13 protein-coding genes are annotated in these 13,387 nt (G+C 74.3%); 6 read left to right on the forward strand and 7 right to left on the reverse strand.

The window, feature by feature from the left end; translation table 11 throughout:
- Window positions 1-7: 7 nt before the first annotated feature.
- Entirely contained in the window at window positions 8-871 is an 864-nt protein-coding gene (locus ABEB06_RS08100; protein ID WP_425559586.1) for a hypothetical protein, read from the reverse strand.
- Between the two features lie 103 nt (window positions 872-974).
- Window positions 975-2,474, reverse strand: coding sequence for a hypothetical protein (locus ABEB06_RS08105; protein WP_345696123.1), 1,500 nt, complete (start codon window positions 2,472-2,474; stop codon window positions 975-977).
- A gap of 165 nt (window positions 2,475-2,639) precedes the next feature.
- Here ABEB06_RS08105 and ABEB06_RS08110 point away from each other — a divergent pair, with 165 nt between their 5' ends.
- The 4 genes from ABEB06_RS08110 to ABEB06_RS08125 all read left to right on the forward strand — a co-directional run bounded on the left by ABEB06_RS08110 (window position 2,640) and on the right by ABEB06_RS08125 (window position 5,565).
- Entirely contained in the window at window positions 2,640-3,230 is a 591-nt protein-coding gene (locus tag ABEB06_RS08110) for a hypothetical protein (protein WP_345696124.1), read from the forward strand.
- A gap of 41 nt (window positions 3,231-3,271) precedes the next feature.
- Window positions 3,272-3,997, forward strand: coding sequence for a ferritin-like domain-containing protein (locus ABEB06_RS08115; protein ID WP_345696125.1), 726 nt, complete (start codon window positions 3,272-3,274; stop codon window positions 3,995-3,997).
- A 283-nt stretch (window positions 3,998-4,280) separates the two neighbouring features.
- The gene (locus ABEB06_RS08120) at window positions 4,281-5,057 is read left to right on the forward strand and encodes a LamB/YcsF family protein (protein ID WP_345696126.1); all 777 of its coding nucleotides are present in this window, start codon (window positions 4,281-4,283) and stop codon (window positions 5,055-5,057) included.
- Between the two features lie 124 nt (window positions 5,058-5,181).
- Window positions 5,182-5,565: a VOC family protein gene (locus ABEB06_RS08125; protein ID WP_345696127.1), complete on the forward strand. Its 384-nt coding sequence runs from the start codon at window positions 5,182-5,184 to the stop codon at window positions 5,563-5,565.
- A gap of 21 nt (window positions 5,566-5,586) precedes the next feature.
- On the opposite strand, the gene ABEB06_RS08130 is transcribed toward ABEB06_RS08125, so the two are convergent.
- Window positions 5,587-7,302 (reverse strand): glycerol-3-phosphate dehydrogenase/oxidase, encoded by a 1,716-nt coding sequence (locus ABEB06_RS08130; protein WP_425559587.1) that lies wholly within the window; start codon window positions 7,300-7,302, stop codon window positions 5,587-5,589.
- A gap of 154 nt (window positions 7,303-7,456) precedes the next feature.
- Between ABEB06_RS08130 and ABEB06_RS08135 the strand changes: the two genes are divergently transcribed.
- A complete protein-coding gene (locus tag ABEB06_RS08135) occupies window positions 7,457-8,104 on the forward strand; it encodes a GNAT family N-acetyltransferase (RefSeq protein ID WP_345696128.1) in 648 nt (215 codons plus the stop codon).
- On the opposite strand, the gene ABEB06_RS08140 is transcribed toward ABEB06_RS08135, so the two are convergent.
- Both ABEB06_RS08140 and ABEB06_RS08145 read right to left on the reverse strand, forming a co-directional pair.
- Window positions 8,058-8,813, reverse strand: a complete 756-nt coding sequence (locus ABEB06_RS08140; protein WP_345696129.1) for an SDR family NAD(P)-dependent oxidoreductase — start codon at window positions 8,811-8,813, stop codon at window positions 8,058-8,060. The genes ABEB06_RS08135 and ABEB06_RS08140 overlap by 47 nt on opposite strands.
- Before the next feature lie 72 nt (window positions 8,814-8,885).
- On the reverse strand, window positions 8,886-9,833 hold the full coding sequence (locus ABEB06_RS08145; RefSeq protein ID WP_345696130.1) for an RNA-binding protein: 948 nt from the start codon (window positions 9,831-9,833) through the stop codon (window positions 8,886-8,888).
- A 218-nt stretch (window positions 9,834-10,051) separates the two neighbouring features.
- On the opposite strand from ABEB06_RS08145, the gene ABEB06_RS08150 reads away from it, so the two are divergent.
- Window positions 10,052-10,894 carry an undecaprenyl-diphosphate phosphatase gene (locus ABEB06_RS08150; RefSeq protein WP_345701770.1) on the forward strand — a complete coding sequence of 281 codons (843 nt, stop codon included), beginning with the start codon at window positions 10,052-10,054 and terminating at the stop codon, window positions 10,892-10,894.
- A 66-nt stretch (window positions 10,895-10,960) separates the two neighbouring features.
- Here ABEB06_RS08150 and ABEB06_RS08155 read toward each other — a convergent pair whose 3' ends face one another.
- Complete coding sequence (locus ABEB06_RS08155; RefSeq protein ID WP_345696131.1) at window positions 10,961-11,683, reverse strand: DUF1775 domain-containing protein; 723 nt, start codon at window positions 11,681-11,683, stop codon at window positions 10,961-10,963.
- A 52-nt stretch (window positions 11,684-11,735) separates the two neighbouring features.
- The gene (locus tag ABEB06_RS08160) at window positions 11,736-13,163 is read right to left on the reverse strand and encodes a HEAT repeat domain-containing protein (protein WP_345696132.1); all 1,428 of its coding nucleotides are present in this window, start codon (window positions 13,161-13,163) and stop codon (window positions 11,736-11,738) included.
- Window positions 13,164-13,387: the final 224 nt, after the last annotated feature.

Consider the following 13,387-nt stretch of genomic DNA (forward strand, 5'->3'; position numbering starts at 1 on the left):
GCTCGGGTCAGAGCTGGTGGAACGGCAGGCCGGCGTCGGCGACCAGCTCATCGGTGTGGTCCGGCGGCAGCAGCGTCGCGGTGCCGTCGCTGACCGCGACCACGCCGAGGTCGAGCAGCTCGGCCATGGCGGCGCTCCCGGCCAGGTCGCGGACCTGCAGCTGGTAGCGGGCCGTGGTGCGGAAGGTGCCGCCGGAGTCGTCCGAGGTCTTCTGCAGGAAGCCGGAGTCGACCAGGAAGACCACCGCCTTGGAGACGATGCCGATGGTCGAGCCGGACAGCCGGCGGGCGTCCTTGGTCGCGCCGGTCGCGCTGCGCCGGGACCACACCCGCCAGGCGGCTTCCAGGCCGGGGGCGTCGCTGGCCGGGTCGGTGTTGGTGCCGTCCGCCTCGGCGCGCTCCTCCAGCCGGCGGCAGGCCTGGCGGACGAACGCGTCCACGCCGTTGACCGTGACCCGGCCGAGGTAGCCGTCGTCCGCGAGGTCCTCCGGGCGGGGGAAGGCCAGGGCCGCCACGGCGAGGTGCGCCAGGCCGTGCAGGAAGCGGTCGGTCGACTCGGAGGCGGCCCGGCGGGAGTAGTCGCCCATCCGGACGGCGAAGACCGAGTCCTCGGCGGCCGCCACCGCCATGCCGGCGCGGGGCGACACCTCCAGCACGACCAGGCCCATGCCGGTGGCGACGGCGTCGGCGAGCCGCGCGAACGGCGGGTCCTCGCGGTAGCGGCGGATCAGCTCGCCGTACTCGGCGTCCCGGGCGGGCAGCAGCTTGGCCTGCAGGCCGAAGGAGACCAGGCGCGACGCGTCCGCGACGTCGGCGGGCGTCAGCGGAGCCGCGACCTGCGGCTCCGCCGGCTCGTCAGTAGTGATCGTCACCGGATGGACTCCTTGCAGACGGAAGAAACCAGGGGCGCGGGGCACTGCGCGGGGCGGAGGGCACACGTCCGAGCAGCCGCCCGGGGCGTGCCGAGCACTCGCATCAGCTCGCCTCCTTGCGGTCCGCGGCCATGCCGACCGCGTCCAGCAGGGCGCTGCCGACGATCAGGTCGGCGCCGCCGAACTCGGGGTCGTCGAGGCGGGCGCCGTCGTCGACCGCGAACAGCAGTCGCTCCTCGCCCTGCCGGTACGCGGTGCCGACCGGCGGGCTGGCCGCGTGGACGGCGAGCAGCGCCACCAGGTACGGCAGGTCGGGATCGGCCCGGCGGGCCTCGGCGAGCAGGCCGGAGAGCCGTCGCGGCGCGTCGGCGGGCAGGTCGAGCAGTTCGAGCGCGGCCTCCAGCTGCTCCTCGGTGAAGCGGCTGTCGTCGGGGGTGGCGACCAGGTCGGGCTCCGGCAGCTCGGCGCCGAGGTGCTCGCGCTCGACCGGCGGGGTGAGCAGCAGGTCGACCAGGTCGGCGACGCGGACCGACACCGGCGTGCGCAGGCCCGTCCCGCGGGCGAAGAACGCGTCGGTCGGCCGCACCGCGTCCGCGACGGGCAGGGTGAGCAGCGGGGCGAGCAGCTGCCCGTACAGGTCGATTCCGCTGCGGGCGGCGGGGGCGGCGAAGGCCTGCCGGTCCTGCTCGGCGCGGAACAGCGGGCCGGCCTCCAGCAGCCGGGTCTGCAGCTGGGTGTGGCGGCGGATGCAGTCCTTGACGATGTCGACGAGCTCGGCGGCGCGCCGCTTGTGCTCGGGGTCGATGCTCTCGTCGCGGGCCTTGCGGATGTTGGTGAGGATCGCGTTCTCGTGCCGGTACCGGTCGGCGATGTGGTCGAGCGCCTCGTCGATCAGGTCGGGGACGGTCTCGATCCAGTCGACCGCGCGGACGTTGCGGCGGGTGGCCTCCAGGGCGCGGCGCAGCGTCTCGGCGTACTGCACGGTGCGGTACCGGGCCTGCTCGGCGGCGAGCTGGGCGTCGGCGAGCCGGCCGCGCCGGATCAGCACCTCCAGCTTGACCTCGGCGGCGATCTGCGCGGAGGTCACGTCGGTGTCGAGCGCGCCGACCAGGACGTTGACGGCCTCGTCGGTGGTGCGCAGGTAGACGCCGCCGTCGGGGCCCGGGACCTCCTCGATCAGCTTGAAGTCGTAGTCGCGCCGGGTGTACAGCCCGTCCGGCCCGAAGGTGCCGTAGGCGGCGCGGAAGCCGCGGTCGACCGAGCCGACGTTGATCAGCGACTCGAGCACCCAGCGGGCCACCCGGGCGTGCTCGGCGGAGGTGCGCTGCGGGTTCTGCGCGGCGATCCGGGGGTGCAGGCGGCCGAGCACTATCTCCCGGTCGGCCCCGGCGTCGAAGTCCATGTTGAGCGTGACCAGGTCGATCGCGGCGAGCCCGATCTCGGCCATGGTGTACGAGCCGTACTCGCCGGCCAGGTTGACCTTGCGACTGTCCAGGTCGTGCAGCGGCGCGGTGCAGGCCAGCGCCTTGAGCCGGCGGGCGAGGCCTTCGTCGGCGGCCGGGCCGGGTGCGGGCCGGTTGGGCTGGTCTGCGGTGACGGTCACGGTGGACAAGATTAGAGGTTCGCACTGACAGGTCCGAAAAGCGGGTTTTGTCCAGGGCGACCCGACCTGCGGCACGCATGTTGAACGCGTTCAGTTTCCGGTCTAGAGTCGAGCCGTCGCAGGTCGGGGCGGTCCCGGGCCAGGGGGCGACACTGGGGGTTTGTCATGTCTGAAACACATCGGCGCATCCGTCGCTGGCTCTGGCTGTTCATCGTCTGCCTGGTGCTCAGCGGCCTGACCGCCTTCCCGCTCCGGTCCGAGACCCGCTGGCTCGCCGACCTGGTCCGGGGCGGCACGATCGGCGAGCACTTCCCGACCCTCGCCGCCACCGTCGGCCACGTCCGCGACGGCATCGCCGACACCGACGAGCGGTACCCGTTCCTCGCGTACGGCACCGACTGGCTGGCCTTCGCCCACCTGGTGATCGCCGTCTCCTTCTGGGGGCCGCTCAAGGACCCGGTCCGCAACGTCTGGGTGATCCGCTGGGCGATGATCGCCTGCGCCGGGATCATCCCGCTGGCCCTGATCTGCGGCCCGCTGCGCGGCATCCCGCTGTACTGGCGATTCGTCGACATGTCGTTCGGCGTGGTCGGGGTGGTGCCACTGCTGATCGTCCACCGCCTGATCCGCCGGCTGGAGTGGGCCCAGGCCGTCGAGAAGCCCAACGGCTTCACCACCCTCACCGCCCTCACCGCGCCGCCCGCCCGGGCGTCACAGCCGTCCCAACCGGCGCAGTCGGCGCAGCTCGCGCACTGAAGCACACCGCACCGCACCACGAACGTCCGGGGAGGAACCCCATGCCCTACACCGCATGGATCGAGCACTTCACCGCCGAGAAGGCCCGCCGCGAACACCGCGGCGACCCCGACTGGCGGGCCGGGGCGAAGCTCCCCGAGACCGTCTGGCGCAGCCTGCAGAAGTTCCAGGTCGGCGAGGACGGCGACGGCACCAACCTGATCGGCAAGGCCGACCTGGCCGGGGACCCCTCCTACGGGAGAGCCGTACGGATGTTCGTCGCCGAGGAGCAGAACCACGCCCGGCTGCTCGCCCGGCTGCTGGCCGCCGACGGGCGCGGCACGCTCGGCTCGCACTGGAGCGACGCGGTCTTCGTCAGGGTCCGGCGGCTGTTCGGGCTGCGGATGGAACTGATGGTCCTGATGATCGCCGAACTGGTCGCCGTCCCCTACTACCGGGCCGTCCGCGACGGCTCCGGCGACCCGCTGACCGGCGAGGTGGCCGGCCGGATCCTCGCCGACGAGCAGCGGCACATCCCCTTCCACCGCGACCGGCTGCGCGACTCGGTCGCCGAACTGCCGGCCGCCGTCCGCCCGGCGGTGCTGGCCGGCTGGCGGCTGCTCCTCCTCGCCGCGGGCGTCTTCGTCGCCGTCGACCACGGCCCGGCCCTGCACGCCCTGCGGATGCCCCGCACCCGCTTCGCCCTCGAGGTCGCCCGCTCCGGCGGCCCGGTCGCCCGCGACATCCTCGCCGCCCCGGACGGCGCCCCGTCCCCGGCCGCCGCCTGAGCACTCCGGCGGCCGGCCCGGTTCAGCCCCGGCGTCCGCCGGTCGGCGCGGGTGCCGGCCCGGCGCGGGTGACGTTCGATCAGCCCGGCGACGCGTTCGCGAAGACCCCGTCCGCCACGTCACCGCTTCCCCGGGAGAACCGGAACGCCCCGCCGGCGCGTCCTCGGCAGTGATCGCGTACGGGCGTCGGTAAAACCTCGTGCACGCTTGATCCGGGGGCGCGTTCGGGGTGTCGGTCAGGCTCTACGATCACCAGCAGGATGCGGTGGAAGGCGGGCGCGGCGTGACCGATGCGGTGATTGACCTCAATGCGGACCTCGGCGAGGGGTTCGGACGCTGGACGCTGACCGACGACGAGGCGCTGCTGTCCGTGGTCACCAGCGCCAACGTGGCGTGCGGCTTCCACGCGGGCGACCCGTCGACCATGCGGCGGGTGTGCGCGCTGGCCGCCGAGCGCGGCGTGCGGATCGGCGCCCAGGTCTCCTACCGCGACCTGGCCGGCTTCGGCCGGCGGGCGATGGACGTCCCGCCGGAGGAGCTCGCCGACGAGATCGCCTACCAGATCGGCGCCCTGCAGGTGTTCGCCCGCGCGGCCGGCTCGCGGGTGTCCTACGTCAAGCCGCACGGCGCGCTGTACAACCGGGTGGTGCAGGACAACGAGCAGGCGGAGGCGGTGGTCTCGGGCGTGCTCCGGGCGGGCGCGGTCTGCGACGGGCCGCTGCCGGTGCTCGGCCTGCCCGGCTCGCGGCTGCTGGCGGTCGCCGAGGGCGTCGGACTGCCCGTGGTCGCCGAGGCGTTCGCCGACCGGGCGTACACCTGGGCCGGCACGCTGGTGCCCCGGCGCGACCCGGACGCGGTGGTGCACGACCCCGAGGCGGTGATCGCCCGCGCGGTGGGCATCGCCCGCGACGGCGCGGTGACCGCGGTCGGCGGCGAGCCGGTCGCGGTCGAGGCCCGCTCCCTCTGCGTCCACGGCGACACCCCGGGCGCCGCCCAACTCGCCTGGCGCGTCCGCGGCGCCCTCGCCTCCGCGGGCGTCCGCGTCGAGCCCTTCGTCTGACAACCGACCGCCACCACGGCCGGTTCTCGCCCTCCGACCTCGTTGCCGGGCCAACGGGCTGACCGGCTGTCAGTGGCCGGGCGTAACGTCCGCGGGGACGGACCGAACGGACGGAGGACGGGTCATGGGGTCGTGGGTGCAGCGGGTCGGTGCGGTGACGCTGTTCGTCGAGGACCTGGCGCAGGCGCGGCGGTTCTACCAGGAGGTGTTCGAGCTGCCGGTCATGTACGAGGACCCCAACTCGGCGGTGTTCGACTTCGGCGGGCTGCTGGTCAACCTGCTGACGACGGCGGCCGTTCCGGAGCTGATCGAGCCGGCCGGGCTGGCCGATCCGGCGGCCGGGGCGCGGTTCCAGCTGACGCTGAACGTGCCGGACGTGGACGCGGTGTGCGAGCGCCTGGCGGCGCACGGGGTGAAGCTGCTGAACGGTCCGATGGACCGGCCGTGGGGCATCCGCACCGCGGCGTTCCGCGACCCGGCGGGGCACATCTGGGAGGTCGCGGGGTGACCGCCGGCGGGCTGAGCGGTCTCAGTGCAGCGGGACGATGTCCGGTGCGCCGAGCCGGGCCGCGTCGGCGGTGACGTCGTCGGGCTGCCGCTGCGCCTCGAGTTCGGCCTCGACGCGCTTGCGGTAGTGCTCGACCTCGTTGGCGACCTGCTGGGCGTCCCAGCCGAGCGGGCCGGCCATCAGGGCGGCGACGGTCTCGGCGGCGGCCACGCCGCGGTCCCAGGACTCGATGGAGGACCGGGTCCGCCGGGTGAGGACGTCGTCGAGGTGTCGCGCGCCCTCGTGGGTGACGGCGTAGACGGCTTCGGCGAGCAGGTAGTCGTCGGAGCCTGGCAGCGGCTCGCCGAGCGCCGGGTCGGCCTTGACGATGTCCAGCAACTCGCCGATCAGTGAGCCGTAGCGGTGCAGGAAGTGCTCGATCCGGGCGACGTGCAGGCCCGATTCGGCGGCGAGGTTCTGCCGCCGGTTCCACAGCGCCTGGTAGCCCTCGGCGCCGAGCAGCGGCACGTCATGGGTGACGGACGGGCCGGGGCGGGCGCCGTCCAGGGTGCGTACGGCCTCGTCGACGGCGTCCTTGGCCATCACCCGGTAGGTGGTGTACTTGCCGCCGGCGATCACCACCAGCCCGGGGACGGGGTGGCCGACCAGGTGTTCGCGGGAGAGCTTGCTGGTCTCGGCGGCGTCCCCGGCGAGCAGGGGGCGCAGGCCGGCGTAGACGCCTTCGACGTCGTCCCGGGAGAGCGGCGTGGAGAGCACCTCGTTGACGTGGTCGAGCAGGTAGTCGATGTCGCTGGAGCTGACCGCCGGGTGGTTCTTGTCCAGGTCCCAGTCGGTGTCGGTGGTGCCGATCAGCCAGTGCCGGCCCCACGGGATGACGAACAGGACGCTCTTCTCGGTGCGCAGGATCAGCCCCGAGCGGGCGTTGATCCGGTCCCGCGGCACCAGGATGTGCACGCCCTTGGACGCACGGACGTGGAACTGCCCGCGGTGGACGGCGAGCGCCTGGGTGTCGTCGGTCCACACGCCGGTCGCGTTGATCACCTGCTTGGCGTGCACCTCGAACTCGCGCCCGGTCTCCAGGTCGACCACCACCGCACCGGTCACCCGCTCGCCCTGCCGCAGGAAGCGCGCCACCTTGGTCCGGTTCGCCACCAGGGCGCCGTACGCGGCGGCGGTGCGGACGATGGTCATGGTGTGCCGGGCGTCGTCCACCTGCGCGTCGTAGTACTGCACCGCGCCGACCAGCGCGTCGGGGCGCAGCGCGGGGAACTCGCGCAGCGCGTGACGGCGGCTCAGGTGCCGGTGGTGCGGCAGGCCGCGCGAGGTGCCGGAGGTGGCGCCCATGGTGTCGTAGAGCAGCACGCCCGCGCCGACGTACGGGCGCTCCCACACCCGGTGCTTCAGCGGGTAGAGGAACTTCACCGGGCGGACCAGGTGCGGGGCCAGCCGCTGGATCAGCAGGGCGCGCTCCTGCAGCGCCTCCTTGACCAGCCGGAAGTCCAGCATCTCCAGGTAGCGCAGACCGCCGTGGATCAGCTTGCTGGAGCGGGAGGACGTCCCGCTCGCCCAGTCGCGGCTCTCCACCAGGCCGGTGGTCAGGCCCCGGGTCACGGCGTCCAGCGCGCAGCCCGCGCCGACCACGCCGCCGCCGACCACCAGCACGTCCAGTTCGGTGCCGGAGCCGAGGGCGGTCAGCGCCTCCTCGCGGGCCCGGGGTGACAGGGCGACAGGCTTCACGGCGACTCTCCTCGCGGTGGGCGGCGGACGGGCGGCAGCTTCAGTCGACGGCCCGGCGGCGGGGACGTCAACCGCTGGGCCGGTGTCAACCGCCGTCCGGGCTCCGCGGGTAATCCGTTTGCGCCGCCGGGGTCGCGGTTGGTGTGCTCGCCGGATGGACGACGTACGACTGGTCACCTGGCGGCTGGTGCTGCGCCGCTTCACGCCGGCGGACCTGGACGCGCTGGCGGAGCTGCACGGCGACCCGGAGGTGATGCGCCACCTCGACGACGGACGCCCCGTGCCCCGGGGGACGGTGGCGGACCGGACGCTGCCCGCGCTGCTGCGCGCGTACGAGGAGCTGCCGGCCGGGCTGGGCTGCTGGGCGGCGGTCGAGCGGGGTGCGTTCGTCGGCTGGTTCTCGCTGCGGCCCGCCACCAGCGTCGGCCTGGCGGGTGGGCCGGACGGCGGCCTGGAGATCGGTTACCGCCTGCTGCCCTCCGCCTGGGGCCGGGGGCTGGCGACGGAGGGCGCCCGGGCGCTGGTCCGCTCCGCCTTCGCCGAGCCGGCGGCCGAGCGCGTGGTGGCCACCACGATGGCGGTGAACACCGCCTCCCGCCGGGTGCTGGAGCGCGCCGGGCTGCGGTACGAACGGACCTTCCACGTCGACTGGCCGGACCCGATCGAGGGCGCCGAGCACGGCGACGTGGTCTACGGGCTGACCCGCGGGGAGTGGGCCCCCGTCCACCTCGGCGCAGGATCCGGCTCGGGCCGGCTCACTGGGCCAGGTAGCCGCCGTCGACGGGGAGCACCGCGCCGGTGACGAAGGACGCCTCGTCGGAGGCGAGGAAGAGGACGGCGGCCGCGACCTCGGACGGCTCGCCGAGCCGGGCCATCGGGTGCAGGCGCTCGATCGCCTCCAGGTACTCGGGCCCGCCCGGTTCGTCGGACAGGGCCCGGACCCGGTCGGTGCGGATGGTGCCGGGGGCCACCGCGTTGACCCGGATGCCGCGGGCCGCCCACTCGACGGCCAGGTGCTTGGTCAGGCCGGTGGCGACGAACTTCGCCGGCCCGTAGACCGCCTGGTCCGCCTGCCCGGCGAGGCCGGAGATCGAGGACAGGCAGACGATCGACCCGCCGCCGTCGGCCGCCATCCGCTCGATCGCGTACTTGCAGGTCAGGAACATGCCGCGGCCGTCGACGGCCATCACCCGGTCCCAGTCCTCGGGGGTGGCGTCGAGCACGTTCTTCAGCGGGATCACCCCGGCGTTGGCGACCAGCACGTCGATCCGGCCGTACGCGTCCACGGCGGCCTCGATCATCGCCCGTGCGTCGGCCGGCTCGGCGACGTCGCCGACCACCGTCCGGACCTCGGCGCCCGGGAGGCGCAGGTCCTCCAGCGCCGGCCCGTCCACGTCGGTGAGGACCAGCCGTGCTCCTTCCGCCGCGAACAGTTCGGCGGTCGCCCGCCCGATGCCGCGCGCCGCCCCCGTGATCACCGCTGCCCTGCCCGCGAGCCGTCCGCCGCTCATCCGCCCCTCCCGGGTGCCGTCCGGCCACCAGGATGGACCGCGCGCCGCCGCGACCGGCGGATTGTCACCGGTTCAGGTGGTGCCGCGGACGCGGACCACGCCGTCGGCGTCGGGCAGGACGGCGACGAGCAGCGGGCCCGGTTCGTGGGAGACCGCGGCGACGCGGCGGGTGCTGGCGAGTTCGACGGCGATGTCCTGCGGGTCCTCCGGGTCGATCCAGCAGGTGCTGAGCCGGCCGTCGGCGTGTTCGCGCAGGATGCGGTGGTCGTTCTCCGGGTCGAGCCCGCCGAGGACGGCGTCCTGGTCCGCGCTGAGCGTGTCCGGCCAGAGCGCGAGGAGTGAACGGGCCGCGAGGCCGGCGCGCACGGCGTCCACCGTGTCGGGGGTGAGGTGGTGCCAGCGCGCGGCACCACCGGCGAACTCCTCTTCGAGCAGCTGCACCTCCCCTGCCGCGACCGCGCGCCGTACGCGCTCCCAGAACGCGCCGTCCGCGGGCGGCTTCGGCGTGCTCCCGTCGGGCGCGGGAGCGTACGGCGATTCGGCGAGCGGCTCGGGGAACAGCCCGAGCTCCTGTGCGCGGCGCATGCCCGGCTCGTACGGCCCGGTGGTGCCGATGTACATGTACAGGTCGTAGCCGACGTGGACGAAGAACCGCTCGTCGGCCTCCAGACGGCACCACGCGCCGCTCTCCCGCAGCATCACCCGGACCAGCTCGACCGCGGTGGCGAGGTCGACTTCCGCGCCGTCGTGGAAGGCGGCCGGCTCGGGGAAGAGCCCGGAAAGGCCGTGGCCGTCCAGCAGCGGGCCGAGGCCGAAGTGGACCGGGCCCGACAGGCCGGGGTCGCGGACGGTCAGCCGGTCGATCCCGGCGGCCCGGGCGAACGCCGCGACGGTCTCCAGGTAGGCGGCCTCGACCGGGCCCTCGTCGGACCAGCAGTCGAGCGGGCCGGTGTAGTGGCCGCGCTCGTCGCGGTCGGCGGGGTCGTACTTGGTGACGCGGTGGACGCGGATCTCGGGCACCGGCACACGATAGGCGGCCTGCCGCCGGGGTCATACCGGATTTTGACCGTCCGCGAAGATCTCCGGTCATCTCGACCGACTATCATCGAGCCGCGCCGGACGGTGCTCTGCGCCGTTGCGCGTCGTGGCCGGGTGTCGGCGCAGCACGCCCCATTCACGACGACGGGAACGGTCCCCATGCACTGCGAGCGACGGATACCCCTGGCGGGTGCCCGGTGATCAGCTGGTTCCACGCGGCCGTCCTCGGCCTGATCCAGGGGCTCACCGAGTTCCTGCCGGTCTCCTCCAGCGGCCACCTGCGGGTCTTCTCCGCGCTGATGGGCTGGGACGACCCGGGAGCCGCGTTCACGGCGGTGACCCAGCTGGGCACCGAGTCGGCCGTGCTGATCTACTTCCGCAAGGACATCGCCGCGATCGTCTCGACCTGGGTCCGCTCGCTGTTCAAGCCCGCGCTGCGCAGCGACCCGCACGCCCGGATGGGCTGGTTCGTGATCGTCGGCACGCTCCCGATCGGGATCCTGGGCAAGCTCTTCCAGGACACCATCGAGACCGAGCTGCGCGACCTGCGGATCATCGGCACCACGTTGATCGTCTTCGGCGTGATCCTGGCGGTCGCGGACCGCACCCGGGCGATCCGCAACGCCCGCACGGTCGACCAGTTGACCTTCCCGCACGCCCTGATCTACGGCGCCGCCCAGTCGCTGGCCCTGATCCCGGGCGTCTCCCGCTCCGGCGGCACGATCAGCGCCGGCCTGTTCCTCGGCTACAGCCGCGAGGCGGCGGCGCGGTACTCGTTCCTGCTGGCGATCCCGGCGGTGCTCGCCTCCGGCGTGCTGGAGCTGTTCAAGATCGGCGAGGGTCCGGCACCGGCCTGGGGGCCGACCATCCTGGCCACCCTGATCGCCTTCGCGGTCGGCTACGCGGCGATCGCCTGGTTCCTGAAGTACATCTCGCACAACAGCTTCATGCCGTTCGTGGTCTACCGGATCCTGCTGGGCGTCCTGATCATCGGCCTGGTGACCGGCGGGGTGCTGGCGCCGAACGCCGGCGCGGTCCACTGACCCGGCCCTGAACGCCCGAAGGGCCCGTCCGCCACCTGGTGCGGACGGGCCCTTCGACGTTTCCGGTCAGCGGGCGGCGCGGCGGCGCCAGACCAGCACGCCGGTCAGCACGGCGGCGGCCGCGATCACGGCGATCACCACGGTGCCGCCGCCCGAGGACTTCTTCTCGGCGGGAGCGGCCGCGGGCACCGGCGCGGGCGCGGCCGCCGGGCTGCTCGCCGCCGCCGACGGCGACGGCGAGGCCGAGACGGAGGCCGCGGCGGACGGCGAGGCGGCGCCGGCCGCGGGCAGCGGGGTGGCGCCCGGCGCGGCGGCGGTGAGCGTGAGGACCGGCGCCGGGTGCTGCGGCTTGCTGCCGTTCTGCGGCACCTCGATCCAGCGGTCCACCTGGCCGTCGGAGTAGGTGACCAGCGACTTGAAGGCCAGCTCCTTGGCGTCCGGCAGCTGCCGCACCTTGATCTTGTACGCGGCGTTCGCACCCGGCGCCAGGGCCGGGCCGGAGACGGTGTACCCGTCGGCGCTCGCCGCGAACGTCCAGCCGGTGGGCGCCTCGGCGAGCGTCACGTCGGAGCCGGTCAGCCCGGCCGGCAGCGCGACCTTGACCTCGGTGATGCCGGCGGTGGACGACTCCCCCTCGGCGTCGAAGGCGACCACCGCGCCGACGGCCAGCGCCTGCGGCGTGGCGGACTCCACCTCGACGTGGGCGGACGCCGGACCGGCCACCAGGACGGCGCCGGCCAGCACGGCCGTCGGGATCAGGGCGCGGGCGACAAGGCGGGAGCGCTGCATGGAAGCCGACCTTACAGGCTGTCGTGGGCCGGCGAGGCGGTTCGCGGCGGTGTCAGCCCCGGGTGAGTCGTCCCCGTACGGCCTCGTGCACCTCGGCCTCCTCGGCGGGATCCGCCGCGAGCCGGCGCAGGCGCTCCAGCACCCGGATGTCGCCCGTGGTGGTGACGTGCCGGGCGGCGAGCTCCCGGGTGGACTCCTCGCAGTCCCAGAGGCACTCGACGGCCGGACCCTGCCCGAAGTGCGGGTCGGTGATCGACAGCGCCCGTGCGGCGCGCCCGCGCAGCTCCGAGGAGACGGCCTCGCCGTACACATGGCGCAGCGCGGGGACGGCGGCAGCGGCGGCCAGCCGCCCCGCACCGTCGACCAGGGTGCCGAGTCCGGCCCCGGTCACGCCGCGCACCGAGATCCAGTGCCGCAGGCCGGCCACCACCAGCGGGCCGTCGCACGGTTCGCCGACGGCGGCGAGCAGTTGGACGGCGGCCTCGCCGAGCGCGCTGTCGGCACCGCCCGTCTCCGGGTCGGCCCAGGTGCGGGCACGGGCGAGGGCCTGCGGCCCGCGCATCCGGCCGAGCAGTTCCAGGGCGGCGGCCACCACCCGGCAGTCGAAGTCGGCGGCGGCCGTCTCGATCAGGTCGGCCACCGCCTCGTCGCGCTGCTCGACGAGGTACCGCAGGGCGGCGATCCGCGCGCCGGGCTCGTCGCCGGCGGCGGCGCCCAGCAGCAGCGGGCGGTCCTCGGAGCGGACCACGGCGGTCAGGCAGCGGGCGGCCGCGGCGGCCCGGCGGACCAGGGCGGAGGGACCGCCGCCGGCCGGGTCGGCCTGGTCGGCCCAGGCGAGGACGTCGGCGGTGGACCAGCCGGGGGTGACGCCCGGCCGGTTGATCTGGCGTTGCCACAGGTCGAACGGCGACTGCTCGCTCGCGGCGGCGATCCGGGGGTGGTGCGCGGCCCACAGCCGCCAGGGCTTGGGCTCGTACGCGGAGCGGATCACCTCGCGCAGCTCGGCGTCGCCCTCCGGGCCTTCCGGGAAGCGGGCGAGCACGGCGGGGGCGAGGTCGAGCAGCGCGGCGTCGTCGTCGCGCAGGGCGAGTTCGTCGAGGGCCCATGGCCAGTTGCTGCCGGTCGCGGTGTAGGCGCGCAGCAGGTCGAGGGCGTCGCGGCGCCCGTAGGCGGCGAGGTGGCCGAGGACGGAGAGGGCGAGGCCGGTGCGGGCGTCGTCGTCGTTCTCCAGGTCCTCGACGGAGTTGAGGTGGAGTTCGAGGCCGGTCAGGGGGGCCTCGAGCTCCATGTAGAGCCGCGCGTAGTACAAGGAGCGGTTCTCGACCTGCCAGTCGGCGCGGGGATCGGCGGTGACGCAGGCCTCGACGGCGGCAATGGCCTCGTCGCGGTCTGCTGCCAACGCATGCAGCTGCCCGTCACCGCGGCCTCTCTGCAGGAGGCCGAGGAGGCTGGCGCTGGGCGCTATCACTGGCTCGAACATGAGGTCAGCATCCGTTGCGGCGGTCGTCGAGGCAACGGGATTTCCGTCGCCGGGGTCGGTCGGTGCAGCTCAGGCGCCCGGGCGCCGGAATCACCGAAGGTTACCGCCTGGGGGGCCGATCCGCACACAGGGCGACCGGATCCGGGGCCGGAGGCGGACCCTCCGTACCGGATCGGCATATTCCCCTGGAAACCCTTCCCCTCGATCCTCACATTCCACTCGAG

The sequence above is a fragment of the Kitasatospora terrestris genome (genome assembly GCF_039542905.1).
GTDB classification, from domain to species: Bacteria; Actinomycetota; Actinomycetes; order Streptomycetales; family Streptomycetaceae; genus Kitasatospora; species Kitasatospora terrestris.